Genomic DNA, 22,979 nt, shown 5'->3' on the forward strand with positions numbered 1-22,979 from the left:
TGGCGCAATCGGCATGGCTGGACGCCACTTTCGCATCGGAGAAGATTCCGCTAGGTCGAGCGCATGGACGTTATGACCAAGGCGGAAGTCGACAAGGTTGAGCGGAACGCGCTCGAGGCCAAGCCTATACGCCCGCGCGACGCCGCGACGCTGATCCTGCTCGATCGCAAAAGCGACGAATTCCTGGTGCTGATGGGCCGGCGCCACGCCCGTCATGCCTTCATGCCGGGAAAATTCGTGTTTCCTGGCGGCCGCACAGATCCGGCCGACAGCCGCATCCCGATAGCCACCGCACTTCATCCCGAGGAAGAAGCGAGATTGACCGCTGGCATCGGTCGCACCAGCCCGGCTCGCGCCCGCGCCATTGCCTTGTCGGCAATCCGCGAAACCTATGAGGAGGCCGGCCTGCTGATCGGTCAAAAAGGCGTGTTCGCAACCGCCAGGCGCGACTGGCAGGGCTTTGTCGAACACGGCGTCATCCCATCACTGCAAGCGCTGCGCTTCGTCGCACGCGCCATCACCCCGCCCAACCGGGTGCGCCGCTTCGATACGCGCTTTCTCGCCGCATGGCGCGACGATGTCGCCGTGCAACTGCCGGATGGCGGTCCGACCGACGAGTTGGAAGACGTCGTTTGGCTGCCGCTGGCCAAGGCCCGGCAAGTCGATATTCCAGACATCACGCGCACGGTCCTGGAGGAGCTGGAAACCCGGCTCGTCCGGGATCCGCTGCTGAGCCCCGGCGGTCCCGTGCCGTTCTACCGGCTTGTCCGCAATCGCTTCGTCCGCGAAATTCTCTAGAGCAGCCAGGCATTCCATGACAGTCGATATCCAGCCGCAGGGCAAGGAACGCGTACACTGGCTGCCGATGGTCGCGGCGATCTCGTCGATCAGCGTCGTCGGCATTGCCATCGGCCTTGGCATGCCGCTGCTCAGCGTGATCCTGGAAACGCGTGGCCATTCCGCGTCGATGATCGGTCTCAACACCGCGGTCGCCGGCCTCGCCTCTATCGCCGGCGCGCCGCTCGCCACCCCGCTCGCCATGCGGTTCGGGGTCGCCTGGACGATGCTTGCCATGATCGCCGCCGGGGCGCTGGCATTTGTCGGTTTCCATTTCGCGCCAGCTTTCTGGATGTGGTTTCCGCTGCGCGTGCTGCTGCATATCGCGCTGACGGTGCTGTTCATCCTGTCGGAATTCTGGATCAGCACCTCGGCGCCGCCACACCGGCGCGGACTGGTCCTCGGCATCTATGCCACCGTGCTGTCTCTCGGCTTTGCCGCCGGGCCTTGGCTGTTCGCCCATCTCGGCAGCAGTGGCTTCCTGCCCTTCGGCGTTACCATCGCCTTGGTTACGCTCGCTGCCATACCGGTCCTGGCGGCACGCAACGAGAGCCCGACGATCGTCTCGGACGGCGAAACCAGCAATTTCCTGCGTTACATCTGGCTGGTGCCGACGGCAACCGCCGCCGTGCTGGTGTTCGGCGCGGTCGAGACCGGCGGCTTTGCACTGTTCCCGGTCTACGGTAGCCGCATCGGCTACTCAGAGGCGGACGCCGCCCTTTTGCTCACCATGATCGGGCTTGGCAATGTGCTGTTGCAGATCCCGATCGGCATGATCAGCGACCGCGTCAGCGACCGCCGCTATCTGCTGATGGCCTGTGCCACTGTCGGGCTTGCCGGCACGGTCTTCATGCCGTTCTTCGCGCATAACTGGCATTTGATGGCAGCGCTTCTGTTCATCTGGGGCGGTGTGGTCGCCGCTATGTATACAATCGGTCTTGCTCACCTCGGCTCCCAGCTTTCCGGCCACGAACTGGCCTCCGCCAACGCCGCCTTCGTTCTCTGCTACGGCGTCGGCATGGTGCTTGGCCCGCAGGCAATCGGCATCGGCATGGACGCTTTCGGGCCGTCGGGCTTCGGTTGGGCGCTCGGCCTGTTCTTCGCCTGCTATATCGTGCTGGTCGGCACCAGGCTGCTCCGCAAAATCCTCTGAGTCGGCCCAGCTGCCGACATCGCTCCCACTGCTGACCAACTCCTGACACAACCATGTCAGGAGGGCTCGAGTATATGCTCCCCCAAAATGCATAGCAGGGAGACCTCGGATGATCGATAGTGGCTTTGAAACGAAATCGCTGCGGATGGAAATGCTGCTGCTGGTGACCTTTCAGGCACCGGCAGCCGATGTCGACCGCATCATGGAGGCGGTGGTCGCGATCGTACCGCTCGGAATGGGCAAATATGACAGCAATGCTTTCCAGTCGGCGGACGGCATCGAACGCTACCGGCCGCTTGAAGGTGCCGCCGCCGGCGCCGAGACGGAATTGCGCAGGCGGCCAGGGACTGTCGAGGTGTCGTTCGAACTGCCTGACGACCAGAAGCTCGCCGCTCGCGTCGTCGAAGCGATTTACCAGGTTCATAGCTATCAGGAGCCGGTGATCCGCATTCAGCCACTGCTTGCCAGCCGCTCCAAGGGTCTCGACGACCGCGCCAACCCGAACCGCTGGTGGAACACGACGGGAGACTGGAAGAAGGCGTTGCAACCGGAAACCGTCGCGGCGGAGTGACCGGAACCTGGTCGTATCTCGGTTTGAATTTGGCTGTCAGGAAGCCTGCCGATGAATGATGAAGCAAACCGCAAACCGGCAAGCGATCCCCAGGACCTGGCGCGGCTATTGGTTTCTCGCGAGCAAGCGGGAGACGCGGAAGGAATGGCTGCTCTTTACGAACCCGGTGCCATCCTCGCTACCGGCAACGGACAGTTGGCCTGCGGCAGAGATGCCATCCGCCGATTTTACGCCAAGTTGGTGGCAGCGGGACGAAAGTTTGATCTCGGAGATCAGCGTCCGGCTATCATCAACAGGGATTTGGCGCTCACTTCCACGCGCCTTGCCGATGGCACCGTTACTGCGGAAATCGCTCGCCGGCAAGGTGACGGGAACTGGCTTTGGGTGATCGATCAGCCGTCCATCGCTCGATACTCATAGCTAGCATTCAAACTGAGACGCCACCCGGAGGACGGCCGGAGGCACACAGGAGCCTCCCGCGGCTGTCGGCACCCAATCAAATTGTCGGGTTTTGGTAGCACATCAATGTCCGCTTCGTCCCCAGCCTCCATCGGCTGGCAATAAACCCGGACAACTCATGTGCTACCTAATCCGGACAACTCATCTGCTTACGACACAGAACCTGGACAAGGGTTGACTTTCCGGGCGCGTTCTTTATGTGTCGCGGCAAGTTTCCCGCGTCCGGGTGTTTCCCGTGCTCCAGCGGCCAAAACTCCACGAACATTAACGGACGAACATCATGGCCAAAGCCGCAAACATCAAGATCAAGCTTCTGTCGACCGCCGACACCGGTTTCTTCTACGTGACCAGCAAGAACAGCCGCACCAAGACGGACAAGCTGTCGTTCCGCAAATACGACCCGGTCGCCAAGAAGCACGTCGAATTCAAGGAAACCAAGATCAAGTAATCGGGTTTTCTCTCGCAGTACCGAAACGCCGCCTTCCGGGCGGCGTTTTTCATTTCGGGATGCAGGATTAGCCGATGCGATCGCCGCTTGCCGGATCGAACAGATGGAGCGATGCCGGATCAGCCGATAGGCGCACGGCCTCACCCGGCTTCACGCTGGCCCGGCCCATGGCAAACACGCAGACCTGCTGGCCGGCAAGCCCGGCATAGAACTGGGTGGACAGGCCGAGCGGCTCCACGACACCCACCTCGCCCTTCAGCGCGCCATTGTCGGCGAGCCGGATATGCTCGGGCCGCAAGCCGACGGTGATCGCATCGCCATCCCTGAGCGGCAGGCCGTCCGGCAGCCTCAGCTTCTGGCCGTCGGCCAGGATGGCATCCGGCTTGGCGCCCTTTTCAACTACGGCAGGCAGAAAATTCATGCCGGGCGAGCCGATGAACCCGGCGACGAACATGTTGACCGGCCGGTCGTACAGATCGAGCGGCACACCGACCTGCTGGACGAGGCCGTCATGCATGACGACGATGCGGTCGGCCATTGTCATCGCTTCGGTCTGGTCGTGGGTGACATAGACCGAAGTGGTCTTCAATTGCTGGTGCAGCGCCTTGATCTCGGCACGCATGTGGACGCGCAGCTTGGCGTCGAGGTTCGAAAGCGGCTCGTCGAAGAGAAAGACCTTCGGGTCGCGCACGATGGCCCGTCCCATGGCGACGCGCTGGCGCTGGCCGCCGGACAATTGCCGCGGCAGGCGTTGCAGAAGCGCATCGAGCCCGAGCCGCTTGGCGGCACTGTCCACCCTTGCATCGATCGCCGGCTTGCCGGCCTTTCTCAGCATCAGGCTGAAACCCATGTTCTTCGACACGTCCATGTGCGGATAGAGCGCGTAGGACTGGAACACCATGGCAATGTCGCGGTCCTTTGGCGCAATGTCGTTGACCAGGCGCTCACCAATATGGATTTCGCCGTCGGAGACTTCCTCCAGCCCGGCGATCATACGCAGCAGTGTCGATTTCCCGCAGCCGGACGGGCCGACCAGAACGACGAACTCGCCGTCGGCGATTTCGAGATCGACCGCGTGCAGAACGCGCACGGCTCCATAGTCTTTGCGGACTTTGTCGAGTGTAACGGAGGCCATCGATCTATCCCTTGACGGCACCGGCGGTAAGGCCGGTGACGAGGTAGCGTTGCAGGAAGGCAAAGAAGACGCAGACCGGGATCAGCGCCAGGATGGAAGCAGCCATCATCTGTCCCCAGTCGACCGCGAATTTGCCGATATAGGTGAGCAGGCCGACCGCGAAGGTCTTCTGGTCGTCGCTGGAAATCAGCATCAGCGCAAACAGCAACTCGCTCCAGGCGGCGGTAAAGACGAAGCCGAGCGTCGCGCCCATGCCGGGTAGCGTCAGCGGCACGATCACCTTGCGCATCGCCTGCAGGCGCGTGCAGCCGTCGATCATGGCTGCCTCTTCCAGGTCTCGCGGGATGCCGTCGAAGAAAGATTGCATCAGGAAGGTCGCAAAGGCCGTATTGAACGCGGTGTAGATGATGACGAGGCCGGTCAGGCTGTTGATGAGGCCGATCTGTCCCATGATGCGGTAGATCGGCGGAATGACCATCACCAGCGGAAAAGTCTGGGTGAGCAAAAGCAGGATGGCCAGGGTCGCCTTGCCGCGGAAGGAAAATCGCGACATGGCGTAGCCGGCCAGCGTGGCAATGACCGTTACGAAGGCTGCCGTCGACACCGAAACGATAACGCTGTTCAGGAAATAGCGCGGAAAATCGGTGGCTTCGAGCACGGTGACGAAGTTCTGCAGCGTCGTTTGCGACGGCCAGAAAGTGATGCCTTCGGAATAGAGCAGCCGCTCCGGCGTGACCGAGATCTTCAACGTCCAGAAGATCGGGAACAGCGCGAAGGCCATATAGGCGGCGATGGCGCCGTAAAGGCCGATGCCGCCGAGAATGCGCGAGGAGACGGAGCGTCCGGCAATCATCAGACGTGCCTCACCAGCGAGCGGCGGATGCCTATCAGCGCAATCGCATAGACGATGAGCAGCACAAGCAGCAGCACCGCCACCGCCGAGGCATAGCCCTTATCCAGTGACTTGAACGCGCTGACATAGATATAGACCGGCACCGTGGCGGTCGAACCGGCAGGCCCGCCTTCGGTCATGACGAAGATCAGGTCGGCGAATGTGGCGATCCATATCGTGCGCAGCATGACGGTAATGACGATGGTCGGCGCCAGGAACGGCAGCGTCACCTTGGTGAAGCGCTGCCACGGCGAGGCGCCGTCGATCGCCGCCGCCTCATGCAGTTCTGACGGGATCGACTTCAACGCCGCCAAAAGCGTGACGGCAAAAAAGGGAATGCCGAACCAGACATTGGCGACGATCGGCCCCCACATGGCTGTCGAGGGATCGGAGAGCACGTTGGTTGGCTCGGCTTTCAGCCCCAAGGCGTAGAGCCAATGCGGCAGCGGCCCGATGATCGGGTTGAACAGCCAGGCCCAGGTCAGGCCCGAGAGGAAGGACGGTACCGCCCAAGGCAGGAACACCACGGCCTGCACGATCTTTCTGCCCCGGAACGGCGTATCGAGCAGCAGCGCCAGGCCAAGTCCAAGGAAAAATTGGAAGAACAGGCTGGCTGCCGTCCACCATAGCGTGTTGACGAGCGCCTGCCCGAGCACAGGATCCGACAGCATCGCCTGATACTGCCCAAGCCCGACATATTCGGATTTGAAAGCGGAGAATTTGCGGAACGAGTAGCCGACACCGATAACCAGCGGCACCAGGAGCACGACGACCAGCAGCGCGATCGCCGGGCTGAGATAGAGCCAAGGCTCGATCGCGGCATGGGATAGCCGCTTCTTTCGCGGCCTGCCGGCGGATCGGATTTCGGACACGGCATAGGTCATTGGTACTTGATCGTCTCCTGGGTAAGCACGGGCTGGCGACAGCGCCTTCCCCGTTTACGGGGAGATGCCGGTCCACCCTCCGCAGCTGCAGCGCAGCTGCTGCGGAGGACGGGCAGGCAGATGAGAAGCAGCGCGAGCCAAGTCGGGTTGGCGCCGCCCCTCATCCGTCACGTCGTGACACCCCCTCCCCGTGAACGGGGAGAAGGAACAAAAGCTATTTCTTGTTCTTGGCCAGCCAGTCCTGCTGTTCCTTGGTCAGGAACTTGGCCCATTCGTCGGCCACGTCCTTGGCCGCCTTCTGGCCAAGAAGCACTTCCTGAAAATTCTTGATCGCCACCTGGTCTACGAAATTGCCAAGGTTTTCCAGATGCGTCGGAGGCGTCACCATCTCGTATTTGTCGCCGTTGTTCAGTTCCTCGAACCAGCCTTTGAACTGCTCGGTCCTGAAGTGGGCGTCCTGGTCGGCGCCGTTGTGGATTGGAATGACACCGACTTCCTTTGCCCATTCCAGATTGTCCTTGGGCGACAACAGCGTCGCCATCAGCTTCCAGGCATCGTCCTTGTGCTGGGAATTGGCGAACATCGCCCAGCCGGCATAACCGAGCGTCGGATAGGATTTGCCGCTCGGCCCGACCGGCATCGGCGCCACGGCGAAATCGTCGGCGCTCATCTTGTCGGCGATGCCGAGCAGCGCGTCGGGATCCTGGTTCAGCATGGCGCAGGTGCCGCTGTAGAAGCCGGTGACGGTCTCGTTAAAACCCCAGCTCACCGCATCTTTCGGCGCCAGGCCGTTCTTGTACATGTCGGCGAGCATCTGCAGGCCCTTGACCGAGCCTTCCTCGTTGATGGTCGAGGTGCCGTCCTCGTTGAAATAGCCGCCCTTGCCGGCGGCGATGTTCATGAACATATGCATGCCGTTGAAGGCGCCCGGGCCGCCGCGCAGGCAGTAGCCGTATTTGCCCGGTATCGCCGAGATCTTCTTGGAGTCTTCGACGAATTCATCGAGCGTCGCCGGCGGACCGTCCAGACCGGCCTCCTTGAACAGCTTCTTGTTCCAGAACAGCGCGTTCAGGTAATAGCCGTAAGGGATCATGTACTGCTTATTATCGACCGTCGAGCCGAACTGCTTGGCACGCTCGCCAAGCGTTTTGGCATCGTCCCATTTGGCCATGTATGGCCCGAGATCCTCGAGCTGGCCGTTGGTCGCATAAAGACCCATCCAGCGTTCCGGCATCTCGACGATGTCGGGCGTGTCGCCGGCCTGCACCATGGTGAGGAACTTCTCGAACGCCTGGCCCCAGGGCAGCGATACCAGCTCGACCTTGACACCCGGATTGGCCGCCTCGAATTCGGCGATCTGCTTCTTGAGGAATTCGGTACGCGGCGGGCTGGTGATGACCTCGACCATCTTGACCGTGGAATCGGCCAGCACGCTGCCGGCGGAAATCGCCAGACCCGCGACGGCACCAAGAAGGATGCTCAGTTTTTTCATGTTCAGCACTCCCATTTTGAACGGCTCCTTTATCTTTTTGCTCTGTCGAAGGCCTGGGCAACATCCGCCCACAGGTCTTCGACACTTTCCAATCCGACACTGAAGCGGATGGTTCGTGGGCTGACGCCGAAGCGCGCCATCGAATTCAGGCCCGGCGTCTGCTCGAGCGAGGCCTTTGCCGGAACGACCAGGCTCTCATGGCCGCCCCAGCTGACGCCGATGCGAAAGAGTTTCAGCGCATCGACGAAAGCCGGGATATCGACGTCTTCCGTCACTTCGAACGAGAACAGCCCGGCATAGCCGGCAAGCGTCGCCTTGCCTCGATGGTTGGAATAGGCCGGGTGGTTGACCCGCTCGACATGGTCATGCGCTTTCAGCCGTTCGGCGATGGTCAGCCCGCTCTTCATGTGATGCGGCAACCGCAGCGGCAATGTGCGCAGGCCACGCAGCAACAGCCAGGCCTCGAAAGGCGAAAGTTTGCCGCCGAGATAGGAATAGGTCTGCTCGTTGATATGTCGGATATGGGCGGCCGAACCGGCCACCACACCGGCGACGGTGTCGCTGTGGCCGCCGAGATATTTCGAGGCCGAATGCAGCACCAGGTCGACACCGTGCGAAATCGGCTTCTGGAACACCGGCGTCGCCCAGGAATTGTCGATCGAGGTGATGATGCCCTGCTCTTTGGCCAGCCGCGCCAGGTGGGTTATGTCCTGGAGTTCGAACATCATCGACGTCGGGCTTTCCAGGTAGAGCAGCTTGGCGCCGGGAAGTGCTGCCGCGACCGCGTCCGGATCGGAACCGTCGACATAGTCGACCTTGATGTTGAGCCGTGGCAAAAGCCGTTCGAACAGCCGGTAGGCATCGCCGTAGCAATTGCGCACGACAACCATGCGCTCACCGGCACCGACGAAAGCAAGCACCGTGGCGCTGATCGCCGCCATGCCGCTGGAAAAGCCGCGCGCGGCCTCCGCGCCTTCGAGAGCGGCGACACGCGCCTCGAACTCCATGACCGTCGGGTTGTCGCCGCGCGAATAGATCGGCTGACGTCGCCTGCCGGCGAATGTGTCGGCCATCTCGGCATAGTCGGCGAAGGTGAAGAGCGAAGTCTGGTAGATCGGCGGGACCACCGCGCCGCCGGGGAAAGGCTCGTCATGGGCGAGAAGCGTCGCTGCCTCGGCGAGATAGTCGTTTTCGAAACCGGCGGGATGATCGCTCATTTCTGGCCTGAAAGTTCGAGTTTGGCCGCGCCGCGCTTCAGATCGTCCTCGACGGTGGCGATCAGCTTGAGCGCCTCGGCCCGGGCCCCCTCCGGATCGTGCGCGGCGATGCGTTCGTAGATGGTGCGGTGGTAAGGAAAGCTGGCGTGGCCGAAATCACGCACGCCGAGCGGATGCTCCCAGAAACGATGGAACAGTTCGTGCATGGCGGCGATGATCTGCTCGAACAGCGGATTGCCGGAACTGCGGTAGATCGACTGGTGGAATTCCCAGTCCTCCTCCGCCGACATCCCGGCGCGGGTGTGGAAGGCCTGCTCCATAATGTCGAGCTTGCGCCCGATCTCGACGAGATCTGCCTGGCCCGCGCGGACGGCGCACAGGGCGGCGGCTTCCGCTTCCAGTGCCCGGCGGATTTCCAGCGTCTGCATCAGGCTGGTGAAATCATTGCCGCCGGCCAGCGTCAGCGGCATGTGCAGCATGTCCAGCGAGACCACTCCCTTGAGATAGGTGCCGCTGCCTTGCCGCCGTTCGACCAGGCCGAGCCCTTCCCAGCGCGTCAGCGCCTCGCGCACGGTGTTGCGGCTCACCTTGAGGCGCTCGGCAAGGATGCGTTCGGTCGGCAGTCTCTGGCCGGGCCCGAGAGCTTCCCGCATCACAAAGCCGGCCAGCGCCTTGAGCACCGCGTCGTCGCGAGCAGTTGCCTGTATGGGGGAAAGGCCGAATTCGGTCATGCCAACGGGTCACCAAATGGCTCAATGGTCCAACCAATTTCTGCATAGAAGACAGGCCCTGTCAACCGACTGCGGGCGCATACGCTCTGCCCAGCCGGCTATTTCAAAGGGCGCTGTCGCTGCCGCAACAAAAACCAAGCGTTTTCCGGGTCTTGGCGTAGAATCCTGATGTGTTTTGAAAATTGGGGGCCGGCCGGCGTTTGGCAGCGGTACGAGGAGGCCACTATGTGCCAGCGCCGGCCGGCCGACCCCACGGACCCAGGAGATGCGGCGGACCTGAGCATCATGGGGTATTCTTCGGGTCGAACCGGCGATCTAGCCTCGTGCCGGTTACGTCTAAGGGCTGCACATTTGCGCAACAACTTATGGAAATCAACCGTTTCTTAACCAAGCCTCGCAAATCGCTTGGATTAAGGTAAATTCGTAACCTTGTCGCGTTGACCGGGCAATTGGTGTTCGGTGCTAAGCCGCCTTGGCGACGACGCGATTGCGGCCGCCGCTCTTGGCTTCGTAGAGCGCGAGGTCGGCGCGTTTCATCAGCGCCGAGACCGTGTCTACCCCTTTCAGCACCGACGACACGCCGACGCTGACGGTGACTTCAACGGCCTTGCCTTCGGTGCCGACGGCAAACGGCAGCTGGGCGATTTCGGCGCGAATGCGCTCGGCGACCTTTTCGGCTACCGCGCCGTCGGTGTCCGGCATCACCACGACGAACTCCTCACCGCCGAAGCGGCAGGCTAGATCGATGCCGCGCACATTCTTGCGCAGCCGCCGCGCGAATTCGCGCAGCACATCGTCGCCGCCGTCATGGCCATGCGCGTCGTTGATGCTCTTGAAGCGGTCCAGATCGGTGATCATCACCGACAGCGGCCGGCGCCGTGCCACGGCGCGGTCGAACAGCGTCTGCAAATGGCTGTCGAGATAGCGGCGGTTGTGCAGGCCGGTCAGGGCATCGGTCACCGCCATCTCGATGGTCTGGGTGACGCTGGCGCGAAGCTGGTCGTTGTAGCGCTTGCGGCGCACCTGCGTACGCAGCCGCGCGGTCAGCTCCTGCTGGTCGATCGGCCGCATCAGATAATCGTTGATGCCGAGTTCGAGGCCGCGGATGATACGCCCCTCCTCGCCCTCGTCCGCCAGAAGGATGATCGGCAGGAAACGGGTGCGATCGAGCGAGCGCAATTGCGAGCAGAGCCTCAGCGGGTCGAAATCGGCGAAGGCCGTCGAGATCATCACGCATTCATACGGCTGCTCGGCGGCCTGGAAGAAGCCGGCATGCGGATCGTTGGCGACGTCGAGATCGGCACTGCCGCGCAGCATCTTCTGGATGCGCTCGAACGAGGATTTGCGCTCGTCGACCAGCAGCACCTTCGGCACCGCATCGTCGGTAGCGAAGTTGCGGCTCAAAAGCTCCTCGATGCCGATATTGCGTGTCGTCGAGGCGCGCAGCCGCAGCTCGTCGGTTAGCGATTTCAGCCTGACCAGGCTCTTGACGCGCGTCATCAACTGCAGATCGTTGACCGGCTTGGTCAAAAAATCATCGGCGCCGGCCTCGAGGCCGCGCACCCGGTCCGAAACCTGGTCGAGCGCGGTGATCATCACGACAGGGATGTGCGATGTCGCCGGGTCGCCCTTCAGCCGCCGGCAGACCTCGAACCCGTCCATGTCGGGCATCATCACGTCGAGCAGCACGACGTCGACCTTGCCGTTCTCGCAGATCTCGATCGCGTCCGGCCCGTTGGTGGCGGTCAGGACCTCGAAATATTCGGCGAGCAGCCGAACCTCCAGCAGCCTGACATTTGCTGGGATGTCGTCGACGACGAGGATCCGCGCGGTCATTTCACAAAGCTCCGGCTCGGCTGGAAAGATACATCAGGCATCGCCCAGGTAGGATTTGATTGTTTCGATGAAACGCGGCACCGAGATCGGCTTGGAGATATATGCCTCGCAGCCGCCCTGGCGAATGCGCTCCTCGTCCCCCTTCATCGCGAAGGCGGTGACGGCGATGACCGGGATGACGTGAAGATCATCGTCCTCCTTCAGCCATTTGGTGACCTCGAGGCCCGACACTTCCGGCAGCTGGATGTCCATCAGGATGAGGTCCGGCCTGTGCTGCCGCGCCAGATCCAGCGCTTCCAGGCCGTTGCGTGTGCGCACCGTCTCGTAGCCGCTCGCTTCGATGAGGTCGCGAAAGAGCTTCATGTTGAGCTCGTTGTCTTCGACGATCATAACCTTCTTTGGCATCGATTTCCCGTCCCGGCTGGCCTTCCACGCGAAGGGTGCCGTCATGCGCCCCTTGTCGGCACGCACCAAACCTGTTCCCACTATACGGCAATATGATTGACGAAACGGAAACCGGTCGCCCTAAAAGCGTTCGGATTCCAGGTCGGCGAGCTTGCTGCCGGCGACACTTGCCACTACTGCGAAAACAGAACGATTCCGCCCATGAAGGAAGGTAGCGATGGCAAACGCAGCGTCAATGCGCGAGGAAGCGGAAACGGTTGCCGTAAAGGCGTTGGGCTTCGTCGCCGCCGATCCGGAACTTCTGCCCCGCTTCCTGGCGATCACCGGCATCGAAGCCCATTCCATCCGCCGGGCGGCCGGCGAGCCGGGATTCCTGGCCGGCGTGCTGCAGTTCATCCTTGCCCACGAGCCGACGCTGATGCGTTTTTCCGAGGAGACCGGAACGCCGCCCGCCGCAGTCGGCAAGGCATTGCGGGCGCTGCCGCTCGGCGACGACAATCATGAGCATTCGATATAAGCGGCGATCCCGAGACTGCGGGCAGATCGAAGAACCTGCCGCCGGCGATGGGCCGCTGCTGGTGCTTTATGGCGTTGCCTCTTCCCCACTGTTGTCCGTCCCAACGGGGTCGGCCGGCTTCAGCATGGCGCCGTTGACCGTCACCGAACCGTCGGCTTTGGTGTTGATCACCCATTCAAGCCGGCCGTCCGGCAGCGTCTTGCCAAACCCTTTGATCGCCAGCGCGCCGGTAAAATACTGCGCGGCCGCCGGATCGGTTTTTGCCGCGGTCTGCAGACTCTCGACAATTCTGTCGTAGCCGGTGACGTCGAGGGTTACATTTGCCACGGGCTTCGCCCCTGGAAACATCATCTCGCCTTCCAGCGCGATCTCGATGCCGCCGTTTTTCACCGTGCTGTGTCCGATGACGAATTTCGGCGTCTTGGCCATGAAATCGGCCTTGATCTGATCGCCAAAGTCGGCCGGCAGCGGCGGATTCTTATTCAGATCAAAGGCTTCGATCGTTTTCTTAGTCACGCTGTCGAGATCGATGTTGGCGCCGCCGAAATTCAGGTCGATTTCGGTGGGCAGCAGCGCGGCACTCCAGGCGGGCACCACGTTTCGAGGGATCGTCAGCCCTGCCGCTGTGATCGAATAATTAATCGTCCCATTCTGCGCGATGCCGTCGCTCCCGAAGCTCGTGCCCAGTTCCGTCGCGCCGAAATACCCGACGGGGCTTTCCACCGCTAGATCCTTGAACCCGTAGGTTCCGTCGATCCGCTCCCATAGTGGCAATGCGGCGAGCAAGAGCGATTTGAGTTGCGCCTGGTTGGCTTTGAGTGTGGCCTCGTCCTCATTAGCCACCGCAAATGCCAAAAGGTCGAGGAGCGGCTTTGTCTTCAGTCCTTTTCCTGTTGCATTCACCGAAAGTGCGGGAGACTTGACCGTGTACGAAAATTTGAGTGCGTGCTTAGGATCGTCAAATCTGACAGCCTCGGCAAAGTCAGCCATCGTCTGCGAATAAGTAAAATCAATCCCGCCATTCGCGGATTTGGTCGCATTCATGCTGCCAGCCCCGGCACCGATCGTTGCTTCCACGCTCTGCATGGGATTTCGCGAAATCATCGTCATGCCTGCCGTAGAACCAGCAGCGCTCGAGAATGCGGCTAGGCCAGGATCATAAACGCCAGAGAACTTGTTGTTCGCGATTGAAATGCTGAAGTGCTGCGGAATTTGGGGGCCAGCCAGGTCAAACGATCCCTTCGGCGAAGTGTCCAGCGAGACGTCCCACAAACGGTCTTTGCGCGGCTTAGCCAGCAGAACGTAGGGGGTGAAGTCGAACCTGAAGGAGGGCTGCTGCTTAGCAAGCAAGTCGACGACAGGTTTGAAGTCGACGGCGATCTTGTAGGCACCGCCTTCAACCGAAACCTTCATCATTCCGATATCGACCGCCTTTTTGCCGACATAGCGAGACAAATCTTGGGACAGCTGCTTCGCGCCCTGCTCATCAACGGTTTGGCCGAAGGCAGGCGCGCTGAGCGCGAGAACAAAGACGACTGGCAGGACACGGTTCACGCTTGTTCTCCGTTGGGCCATGGGAATTTTCTGCCCTTTCTCATTTCGTAGGGAATTACTATCACAACCGCAAGGCGAGCCGGACGGATCGATGTCGACCGCGGCATTGCCTAAAGCACCAGCCGCATCAGCGGTCGGCCTGGCTTACGTTCGACCAACCGCTGGAACCCGGCCTTTTCGAAGACCCGCGACGAGCCGACGAACAGCCCGATCGAGCGCGAATCCTTCGATAGATCGATCGGGCAGGCTTCGATCAGCCGCGCGCCGTTCTGGCGGGCGAACTCGATGCCGCCCGCGACCAGACGGTGCGACACGCCCCTACCCCGCGCCTTGGTCCGGATGAAGAAACAGGAGATCGCCCAGACACCCGGATCGGTCGCATCGGCTGGGTCGACGGGAGCCGACCCCCTGCCCTTATTGTTCCATTCGGGCACGTCGGCACGCGGGCCGATCTGCATCCAGCCGACCGCCTGGCCACCCTCGAAAGCCAACAGGCCGGGCGGCGGCCCGGCCTCGATCCGCGCCTTGATGTGGTCCTTGTTGCGCTCCCGGTTGCTCGCGCGGCGCGCTGCGGGCGACAGCCGGAAATGTGTGCACCAGCAGCCGTAGCAGGCGCCTTGCCTACCGAAAAGATCTTCGAAATCCGCCCAAAGCTCGGGCACTAGCGGCGCTATGGTCGTATTCATGAGCTCTCTCCCGGCCCACCGCCTTGTCGTGGCGTCCGTCCTGACGTACCATTGCATTTGTTCTCTTTATGTTCGCAGCGATGGCGGCCCCTGTCAACAATCCCGAACACGGTTTTTGCCGCGACTGCCTGAGTTTTCAGCGCAGCGAGGCAGGCCGTTGCGAGCGCTGCGGCAGTCCACGGCTCGCCCGCCATCCGGAGCTCTACCGGCTGCGCCTTGCCCATATCGATTGCGACGCGTTCTACGCGGCGGTCGAAAAGCGCGACAACCCGGCGTTGAAGGACCGGCCATTGATCATCGGCGGCGGCAAGCGCGGCGTCGTCTCCACCGCATGCTACATTGCCCGCATCCACGGCGTGCGCTCGGCAATGCCGATGTTCAAGGCGCTCGAAGCCTGCCCGGAAGCGGTGGTCCTGCCGCCGGACATGGAAAAATACGTGCGCGTCGGCCGCGAGGTGCGCGCCATGATGCAGGCGCTGACGCCGCTGGTCGAGCCGCTCTCGATCGACGAGGCCTTTCTCGACCTCGCCGGCACCGAGCGCCTGCATGGCCTGCCGCCTGCGGTGGTGCTGGCGCGCTTCGCACTCGGCGTGGAAAAGGAGATCGGCATCACCGTTTCGGCCGGCCTTTCCTACTGCAAGTTCCTGGCCAAGGTGGCGTCGGACTTCCGCAAGCCGCGCGGCTTTTCGGTGATCGGCGAGGCCGAGGCTATCGGCTTCCTGGCCGAGCAGCCGGTGACGCTGATCTGGGGGGTCGGCAAGGCCTTTGCCGCCACGCTCGAGCGCGACGGCATCCGCACCATCGGCCAGTTGCAGCGCATGGAACGTGGCGATCTGATGCGCCGCTACGGCGTCATGGGCGACCGGCTCTACCGGCTTTCGCGCGGCGAGGACGACCGTCGCGTCGTTCCCGACCAGGACGCGAAAAGTGTGTCGGCAGAAACCACTTTCGATACCGACATCGCCTCCGTCGACGAACTGGTTTCGGTGCTGAGGGCGCTGTCGGAAAAAGTCTCGGCCCGGCTGAAGAAATCCGGCATTGCCGGACGCACCGTCGTCCTCAAGCTGAAGACCCAGGATTTCAAGATCCGCACGCGCAATCGCCAGCTCGGCGATCCGACCCGGCTGGCCGACCGCATCTTTCAGACCGGGCTCGAGCTGCTGCGCAAGGAAGCGGATGGCACGAAATACCGGCTGCTCGGCATTGGCGTCAGCGATCTCTCCGACGATGACCGGGCGGACCCGCCCGACCTGGTCGACGTCCAGTTACGCAAGCGCGCCATGGCCGAAGGCGCCATCGACACGCTGCGCGGCAAGTTCGGCCGCAGGGCGGTGGAAACCGGCTATACCTTCGGCAAGGGCCGCGATGCCCATCCGCCCGAACCGGTCGAGGACTAGTTCCTCTGCACAGAGGTTTTGGTTCTTTGACAGAGCCTGAAAGGGCTGTGGATGGGAGCCTGCCGATCGGGCTGCCAATCTCCAAGGTTGCGATTAGCGATAAGCCACCACGTCTTCGTCATCCCAGGGCGGAGCAGGAGCGAAGCGACGTCGCGGAGACCCTGGGATCCATGCCGTGACGTCAGCCGAAGAATACAGCGGCTCAGAACGGCGCTTGTATCCGCAACTGTGCCAGCTACCCTTCAGCCATGACCGGCTATACCTACATGACCGCGAGCCAGAAGCGCGGCACGATCTACATCGGCGTCACCAACGATCTCGGCCGCCGCATGCCGGAGCACAAATCCGGCCAAGGTTCGCGCTTCCCCGGCCGCTACGGCGTGCAGCGCCTGGTCTGGTACGAGGAACATTTCGACATTCGTGACGCCATTCAGCGCGAGAAGTCGCTGAAGCGCTGGCCGCGGCAGTGGAAGATCGAGCTGATCGAGAAGACCAATCCAGAGTGGTTCGAGCTTTTTCGCGGAACGGGGTGGTAGTTCGGTTCTGGTCCGCAGGCGCACTGCCGCGTGATCCCAGGGTCTGCGCCGCGTCGCTTTGCTCCTTGCTCCGCCCTGGGATGACGAATTGGAGGGATGTTTCAGCCAATCTCCGAAGTTAGCGGTTTGCCACTGAAATTGGCCGCTGACAGAACTATCGACGGTTGCTGCCGATCGGCTTAGCGATTAGCGCAAACGCCCATCGCTTCGTCATCCTGGGGCGGAGCAAGGAGCGAAGCGACGCGGCGCAGACCCCTGGATCCATGCCGCGACATCAGAGCGCTGCCGTGGTGCGGAATTGTGCTCCGCTGCACTCTTCGGCTAAGGTTACCGCATGGATCCCAGGGTCTCCGCGACGGCGCTTCGCTCCTGCTTCGCCCAAGGATGACGAAGTTGGGGAAGTTTCGGCCGATCCCGAATGTTTATGAAGGTCCAACGAAACGAACGATGAAATCTTGGCTGCCGATCGGCTTCCAACCTGTCAAGATCGCTGTGCCGGGACTGACTGCTGCCCACCCCGAGCCGTCGTTCGCGTCGGTACTAAGCGTCAGATTTTCACAACCAGACCATGATCCCGAACCGAAGGTCCGCGTACGCGAAAAGATCATGATCAAACAAGAAGATCACGTGCGCTGCAGATCGATCCGGGTGGTCACCACACTTTTCCCGGTTTTCGGATCGGTATCGACGACGATCAGCCGCATGCCATCCTCGCCGTTCTTCTCGACCGTCATTTGCGCCTTGCGATCGCCATTGACCTCCTTCGCCCAACGGATGCCGAGATTGATTGCGTTGCCGGAGCGGCTGCCGCTCAATTGCGCCGGCCCGGTGCGCGATCCGACATAGGTGCCGGTGTATTTCGTCCCGCTCGATTTGAGATCGGCGCTGATGGCGCGCGTTACCACGATAAGACCGCGGCAGCTGCCGTCGAGCGATAGCGAGCTCGACGTTGCGTCGGAATTGAAATGACAGGAGACATTCACCGTCGGCGCATCGGTGGTCACCTTGACGATGCCTTTGCCGGCGAAATTCCCCTGGAATGAGCGAAGAAAATCCGGATCGTCGGCATGCGCTGCGCCGGCCCCGGCCGTCAGGCAGCCGGCAAGTACAAATCGTGCGAATGATTTCATCGGACCGCTCCTCGTTGGTATCCAAAACACAGAACGCAAGCAGTGACAGACCAACGCTTCCCTCAGTCGCGAGTTCCGGCTTCAACATCACTGCGTGAAGCGCTGCACGGCTGGCCCAGCCGAATGCGTCGGCTAGCGGTTGCGATGAGCGCTCCGGCTTGCGACATAGCCGCATGGCACCCGCACCCTCGATCCCCAAGGCCGCGTTCTGGATGGCGCTGTCGATCGCCTCGTTCCTGGCGATGTCGGTGGCTGGCCGCGCCACGACGGCCGAACTAAACGTCTTCCAGGTGCTCGAGCTGCGCTCGGTGATCGGCTTTTTCATCCTGTTGCCGCTGGTCATGATGTCAGGCGGTTTTGCGGCGATGCGCACCGGACGCCCGCTGGCTCATATCGCCCGCAACGTCGTCCACTATACCGGCCAGGCTGCCTGGCTCTACGCCCTGACGCTGATCCCGCTTGCGGTACTGATCTCGATCGAATTCACGACGCCGATCTGGACTGCTTTGCTGGCCGTCGGTTTCCTCGGCGAAAGGCTCTCCCGGCCACGGCTCGCAGCGATCGTGCTCGGGCTGATCGGCGTTGTGATCATCGTGCGTCCGGGCGTCGGCGCGGTCAATCCGGGACATGTAATCGTGCTGGGAGCCGCGGTCTGCTTCGGCGTCTCGGTGGTCCTCGTCAAGTCGCTGACGCGGACGGACAGCGTCGTGCGCATCATCTTCTGGATGCTGATCATCCAGTCGCTGCTTGGCCTGGTCCCGGCGCTTTACGAATGGCAAAACCCGCCGCTTGAGCTCTGGCCGTGGATCCTGCTCATCGCCTTCACCGGCATGTCGTCGCATTTCTGCATGGCCCGCGCACTTGTCTATGCCGATGCGACGGTCATCTCGCCAATGGACTTTTTGCGCGTGCCGCTGTCGGCGGTGATCGGATGGCTGCTCTATCACGAGCAGATCGACGCCTTCACCGCCGGTGGCGCCCTGCTGATCCTCATGGGAAATCTGCTCAACCTGCAGCGGAGAGCACCGCAACCGGCGGAGATCGCCGCTTCATAAGCGTGCGCTAACTCTTAGACCAGTTCCACCTCGACCACGCCCGGCACCGCCCGCATCGCCGACGCGATCTGAGGCGATACGCGGTAGCGGTTGGGCAACTCGATCTCGACCTCGCCCTCGCCGCCTTCCTTGATGACGATGATGCTCACCTGACTGTCGCCACGCTGGCCAAGCTGCGATTGGATTGTCGATGCCGGTGCGTCATTTCTGACGAAGATGCGCAACGCTTTCTGGATACGGCTTGCCTCTTCCTCCAACGACTGCACGGTCTGGATGCGCAGATTGACGCCTTCAGGCCTGTCCTCGGCCGAAACGGTGATCACCACCGAGCGGCCGGGTTCGAGCAAGTCGCGGTATTGCGCCAGCCCCTCGGAAAACAGCACCGCTTCATACTGGCCGGACGTGTCGGAGAATTGCACGACGCCCATCTTGTTGCCGGTGCGCGTCTTGCGCTCCTGCTTGGTGGTCACCGTGCCGGCGAGCCGGCCGGCGGCAGCACCGCGTTTAACGGCGGCCGAAAACTCGCCCCAGGTCTGCACCCGCATTTTCTGCAGCGCCGCCTTGTATTCGTCGAGCGGATGCGCCGAGAGATAGAACCCGACCACCTGGAATTCACGGTGCAGGCGGTCGGCGGCGAGCCAGGGATCGGTCGCCGGCAAGTTGAGCGCCTGCGACTGTGCGCCGAGCGAGGCGCCAAAGATGTCATGCTGGCCGGTGACGGCATTCTGCTGCGCCAGCGACGCCAGCCCCATCATCCGCTCGACGCCGGCCATCATCGCCGCGCGGTCATGACCGAAGCAGTCGAGCGAGCCGGCCATGATCAGGCTTTCGAAGACGCGCTTGCCGACGATCTTCGGATCGACCCTTTCACAGAAATCGGCGAGGCTCTTGAAGGGTTTTTCGCCGCGCGTGGCGACGATGTGCTCGACCGCCGCGTCGCCGACGCCCTTGAGCGCGGCCAGCGAATAGAAGATGCGGTTCTCGCCTACCTCGAAATCCCGGAACGACGTCATGACCGACGGCGCCACCACCTCGATGCCGAGGCGCAGCGCATCCTGGCGGAAATCGGCGAGCTTGTCCGTATTGCCCATGTCGAGCGTCATCGATGCCGCCAGGAATTCGACGGGGTAATGCGCCTTCAGATAGGCGGTCTGGTAGGAGACGACGGCATAGGCGGCGGCATGCGATTTGTTGAAACCGTAGTCGGCAAACTTTGCCAGCAGGTCGAAGATGAAGTCGGCTTGCGGCTTGCCGACGCCGCGCTCGACCGCGCCCGAAACAAAGCGCTCGCGCTGCTTGTCCATCTCGGCGCGGATCTTCTTGCCCATGGCGCGGCGCAGCAGATCGGCTTCGCCCAGCGAATAGCCGGAGAGCTCCTGCGCGATCTGCATCACCTGTTCCTGGTAGACGATGACGCCTTGCGTCTCCTTGACGAGATGGTCGATCTTCGGGTGGATCGACGCCATCTCCTCCTCGCCGTGCTTTCTGGCGTTGTAGGTCGGTATGTTCTCCATCGGCCCCGGCCGGTAGAGCGCGACCAGCGCGATAATGTCCTCGATACAGTCGGGCCGCATGCCGATCAGCGCCTTGCGCATGCCGGCACTTTCCACCTGGAACACGCCGACCACCTCGCCGCGCGACAGCATGGCGTAGGTTTCGGGGTCGTCGAGCGGAATGTGGGCAAGATCGATCTCGATGCCGCGGCGGCGGATCAGCTTGACGGCCCTGTCCAGCACCGTCAGCGTCTTCAGGCCAAGGAAGTCGAATTTCACCAGCCCGGCCTGCTCGACATATTTCATGTTGAACTGCGTGACCGGCATGTCCGAGCGCGGATCGCGGTACATCGGCACCAGCTCCGACAGCGGCCGGTCGCCGATGACGATGCCGGCGGCGTGCGTCGAGGCGTGCCGATAAAGACCTTCCAGTTTCTGCGCCGTATCGAGCAGCGTCTGCACGATCGGCTCACGCTCCGCCTCTTCGGCAAAGCGCGGCTCGTTGGCGATGGCGTCGGCGAGCTTGACCGGATTGGCCGGGTTCGACGGCACCATCTTGCTCAGCTTGTCGACCTGCCCGTAAGGCATCTGCAGCACGCGGCCGACGTCGCGCAGCACCGCGCGCGCCTGCAGCGTGCCGAAGGTGATGATCTGGCCAACCTGGTCGCGGCCGTATTTCCGTTGGACGTAGCGGATGACTTCCTCGCGCCGGTCCTGGCAGAAGTCGATGTCGAAGTCGGGCATCGACACGCGGTCGGGATTGAGGAAGCGCTCGAACAGCAACGAAAAACGCAGTGGGTCGATGTCGGTGATGGTCGTGGCATAGGCGACCAGCGAGCCGGCGCCCGAACCGCGGCCCGGGCCGACCGGAATCCCTTGTGCCTTGGCCCATTTGATGAAGTCGGCAACGATCAGGAAATAGCCCGGATATTTCATCTTCTCGATGACGCCGAGCTCGAAATCCAGCCTTTCGCGATATTGCTCGACGGTATAGCCGGGCGTCGGCCCGTGCGCCGCCAGCCGCGCCTCTAGCCCTTCATGCGCCTGCCTGGCAAGCTCCTGCGCCTCAGCCTTCACCGCAGCATCGGCGTCGGCGACATCGCGGCCGGCAAAGCGCGGCAGAATCGGATTGCGGGTCTTCGGGTAATACGAGCAGCGCAGCGCGATCTCGACGGTGTTGTCGATTGCTTCCGGCAGGTCGGCGAACAGCCTCGCCATATCGGCCTGGCTTCTCAGGAAGTGGTCGGGCGAAAGGCGGCGGCGATTGTCGGCCGCAACCACGGAACCTTCGGCGATGGCGATCAGGGCGTCATGCGCCTCATAGTCTTCACGAGAGAAGAAAAACGCCTCGTTGGTGGCAACCAGCGGCAGATCGTGGCGGTAGGCGAGATCGACCGACGACTGCTCGATGGCGCGGTCGTAGCCGGAGACCCGCTCAAGCTCGACATAGAGCCGGTCGCCGAACAGGCTCTTGAGCGCCGAGAGCCGGGTCTCGGCGAGTTCGCGGCGATCCTGTTTCAAGGCAGTGCCGATCGGACCGCGCGGCCCGCCCGTAAGGCAGATCAATCCGTCGGTGTGGCCCTGCAGCATCTCGCTCGTCAGATGCACCGCTTCGCCGGGCGGTGTCTCGAGGTAGACGCGGCTGACCAGCCTGACCAGATTGCCGTAGCCGGCCTCGGTTGCGGCGATCAGGACGACCGGCCGCATCTCCGGTCCTTGCCGCCTGCGGTCGCGCTGGCTGTCGCTCGCCTCGCCGGAAAAGGCGAGGTCGATCTGGCAGCCGATGATCGGCTGGATGCCGTCCTTTACCGCCTTCTGGGCGAATTCCAGCGCGCCGAACAGATTGTTGGTGTCGGTGACGGCGATTGCCGGGCATTCGTCCTGCACCGCATGGCCGACGATCTTGCCGAGCTGCAAGGCACCTTCGAGCAGCGAATAGGCCGAATGCACGCGCAGATGAATGAACCGACGCGCCGCCGCCTCCGCCCGCGACGCCTTTGCATAGGCCTCGCGCAGCAAGGGATCGCGTGGAAGTCTTTCATCCGCCATGGTTTTTTCGCGCCGCCTCACAAGGACTCAGTCGATGAAGATGTATTGTCCGGCACCGGGTAACACGAGTCCAGCGGTAGTGATTGGAGCTTTGGAAGTTTAGAGCAACCGCCGAAGCTGCCAATCTCCCCCCTCGTGGGGGAGATGTCCGGCAGGACAGAGAGGGCGCTGTCCCGCCAACCTCAGGTCGGAAACACAAAACCCGCCACAGCGGGCGGGTCATTGGAGCCAATTAGCACCATAGCCAAATTAGTAGCATAGCTGCCGGCACAAAGCAAGAACAAAATACGCTGTGACGGCAAAAAAGTGCGAATTCCTCACGGCCTCGCCTTGTCCCTCCTCAAGCGAGCATGCTCAACCAATTGCAAAGTCGCGTTCCTTCGCGCCCCCCTCTGTCCTGCCAACTTCTGACGGGCGTCGAGGGCGGATTTCAGTACTCACGCAAATTCCATGATCACCGCGTCGACGGCAAGGCTGTCGCCGGGCTTGGCGTTGAGCTTCG

Annotated in this window: 21 protein-coding genes; 9 read left to right on the forward strand and 12 right to left on the reverse strand. The window is 62.2% G+C overall.

Annotation, left to right across the window (positions count from 1 at the left end):
* Nucleotides 1-63 precede the first annotated feature (63 nt).
* The 5 genes from NKI17_RS21380 (at nt 64) to rpmG (ending at nt 3,468) form a co-directional block, all read left to right on the forward strand.
* Nucleotides 64-798, forward strand: coding sequence for an NUDIX hydrolase (locus tag NKI17_RS21380; protein ID WP_352568797.1), 735 nt, complete (start codon nt 64-66; stop codon nt 796-798).
* 16 nt (nt 799-814) lie between these two features.
* A complete protein-coding gene (locus tag NKI17_RS21385) occupies nt 815-1,990 on the forward strand; it encodes an MFS transporter (protein WP_023679978.1) in 1,176 nt (391 codons plus the stop codon).
* 109 nt (nt 1,991-2,099) lie between these two features.
* Nucleotides 2,100-2,561 carry a YqfO family protein gene (locus NKI17_RS21390; protein WP_352906776.1) on the forward strand — a complete coding sequence of 154 codons (462 nt, stop codon included), beginning with the start codon at nt 2,100-2,102 and terminating at the stop codon, nt 2,559-2,561.
* A 51-nt stretch (nt 2,562-2,612) separates the two neighbouring features.
* Nucleotides 2,613-2,981, forward strand: coding sequence for a YybH family protein (locus tag NKI17_RS21395; RefSeq protein WP_352455648.1), 369 nt, complete (start codon nt 2,613-2,615; stop codon nt 2,979-2,981).
* A gap of 319 nt (nt 2,982-3,300) precedes the next feature.
* Nucleotides 3,301-3,468, forward strand: a complete 168-nt coding sequence (gene rpmG / locus NKI17_RS21400) for a 50S ribosomal protein L33 (protein ID WP_006201775.1) — start codon at nt 3,301-3,303, stop codon at nt 3,466-3,468.
* A gap of 67 nt (nt 3,469-3,535) precedes the next feature.
* On the opposite strand, the gene NKI17_RS21405 is transcribed toward rpmG, so the two are convergent.
* The 8 genes from NKI17_RS21405 to NKI17_RS21440 form a co-directional block, all read right to left on the reverse strand.
* Entirely contained in the window at nt 3,536-4,603 is a 1,068-nt protein-coding gene (locus NKI17_RS21405; protein WP_352568799.1) for an ABC transporter ATP-binding protein, read from the reverse strand.
* Between the two features lie 4 nt (nt 4,604-4,607).
* Nucleotides 4,608-5,456, reverse strand: coding sequence for a carbohydrate ABC transporter permease (locus tag NKI17_RS21410; protein WP_352455646.1), 849 nt, complete (start codon nt 5,454-5,456; stop codon nt 4,608-4,610).
* Nucleotides 5,456-6,379, reverse strand: a complete 924-nt coding sequence (locus tag NKI17_RS21415) for a carbohydrate ABC transporter permease (protein WP_352455645.1) — start codon at nt 6,377-6,379, stop codon at nt 5,456-5,458. The genes NKI17_RS21410 and NKI17_RS21415 overlap by 1 nt, the downstream gene beginning before the upstream one ends.
* Nucleotides 6,380-6,593: 214 nt before the next feature.
* Nucleotides 6,594-7,871 carry an ABC transporter substrate-binding protein gene (locus tag NKI17_RS21420; protein ID WP_031212851.1) on the reverse strand — a complete coding sequence of 426 codons (1,278 nt, stop codon included), beginning with the start codon at nt 7,869-7,871 and terminating at the stop codon, nt 6,594-6,596.
* 29 nt (nt 7,872-7,900) lie between these two features.
* Nucleotides 7,901-9,088 carry a PLP-dependent transferase gene (locus tag NKI17_RS21425; RefSeq protein ID WP_352568800.1) on the reverse strand — a complete coding sequence of 396 codons (1,188 nt, stop codon included), beginning with the start codon at nt 9,086-9,088 and terminating at the stop codon, nt 7,901-7,903.
* Nucleotides 9,085-9,819 (reverse strand): FadR/GntR family transcriptional regulator, encoded by a 735-nt coding sequence (locus NKI17_RS21430; protein WP_023679986.1) that lies wholly within the window; start codon nt 9,817-9,819, stop codon nt 9,085-9,087. The genes NKI17_RS21425 and NKI17_RS21430 overlap by 4 nt, the downstream gene beginning before the upstream one ends.
* Nucleotides 9,820-10,281: 462 nt before the next feature.
* A complete protein-coding gene (locus NKI17_RS21435; RefSeq protein ID WP_352692320.1) occupies nt 10,282-11,655 on the reverse strand; it encodes a PleD family two-component system response regulator in 1,374 nt (457 codons plus the stop codon).
* A gap of 33 nt (nt 11,656-11,688) precedes the next feature.
* A complete protein-coding gene (locus NKI17_RS21440) occupies nt 11,689-12,060 on the reverse strand; it encodes a response regulator (RefSeq protein ID WP_006334976.1) in 372 nt (123 codons plus the stop codon).
* A gap of 217 nt (nt 12,061-12,277) precedes the next feature.
* Between NKI17_RS21440 and NKI17_RS21445 the strand changes: the two genes are divergently transcribed.
* Nucleotides 12,278-12,577, forward strand: coding sequence for a DUF3572 domain-containing protein (locus NKI17_RS21445; RefSeq protein WP_352455643.1), 300 nt, complete (start codon nt 12,278-12,280; stop codon nt 12,575-12,577).
* Between the two features lie 66 nt (nt 12,578-12,643).
* On the opposite strand, the gene NKI17_RS21450 is transcribed toward NKI17_RS21445, so the two are convergent.
* Nucleotides 12,644-14,131: a hypothetical protein gene (locus tag NKI17_RS21450; RefSeq protein WP_352786508.1), complete on the reverse strand. Its 1,488-nt coding sequence runs from the start codon at nt 14,129-14,131 to the stop codon at nt 12,644-12,646.
* 110 nt (nt 14,132-14,241) lie between these two features.
* Nucleotides 14,242-14,817, reverse strand: coding sequence for a GNAT family N-acetyltransferase (locus NKI17_RS21455; protein ID WP_352906777.1), 576 nt, complete (start codon nt 14,815-14,817; stop codon nt 14,242-14,244).
* A 68-nt stretch (nt 14,818-14,885) separates the two neighbouring features.
* On the opposite strand from NKI17_RS21455, the gene NKI17_RS21460 reads away from it, so the two are divergent.
* Both NKI17_RS21460 and NKI17_RS21465 read left to right on the forward strand, forming a co-directional pair.
* Nucleotides 14,886-16,214: a DNA polymerase IV gene (locus tag NKI17_RS21460; RefSeq protein WP_352906778.1), complete on the forward strand. Its 1,329-nt coding sequence runs from the start codon at nt 14,886-14,888 to the stop codon at nt 16,212-16,214.
* A 248-nt stretch (nt 16,215-16,462) separates the two neighbouring features.
* Nucleotides 16,463-16,750, forward strand: a complete 288-nt coding sequence (locus NKI17_RS21465; RefSeq protein WP_352568805.1) for a GIY-YIG nuclease family protein — start codon at nt 16,463-16,465, stop codon at nt 16,748-16,750.
* Nucleotides 16,751-17,373: 623 nt separating this feature from the next.
* On the opposite strand, the gene NKI17_RS21470 is transcribed toward NKI17_RS21465, so the two are convergent.
* Entirely contained in the window at nt 17,374-17,880 is a 507-nt protein-coding gene (locus NKI17_RS21470) for a hypothetical protein (protein ID WP_352568806.1), read from the reverse strand.
* Nucleotides 17,881-18,053: 173 nt separating this feature from the next.
* Between NKI17_RS21470 and NKI17_RS21475 the strand changes: the two genes are divergently transcribed.
* Entirely contained in the window at nt 18,054-18,935 is an 882-nt protein-coding gene (locus NKI17_RS21475; RefSeq protein WP_023679994.1) for a DMT family transporter, read from the forward strand.
* Between the two features lie 14 nt (nt 18,936-18,949).
* On the opposite strand, the gene dnaE is transcribed toward NKI17_RS21475, so the two are convergent.
* Nucleotides 18,950-22,477: a DNA polymerase III subunit alpha gene (dnaE, locus tag NKI17_RS21480; RefSeq protein WP_352568807.1), complete on the reverse strand. Its 3,528-nt coding sequence runs from the start codon at nt 22,475-22,477 to the stop codon at nt 18,950-18,952.
* Nucleotides 22,478-22,979: the final 502 nt, after the last annotated feature.

This window comes from Mesorhizobium sp. M0816 (genome assembly GCF_040320005.1).
Lineage (GTDB): Bacteria > Pseudomonadota > Alphaproteobacteria > Rhizobiales > Rhizobiaceae > Mesorhizobium.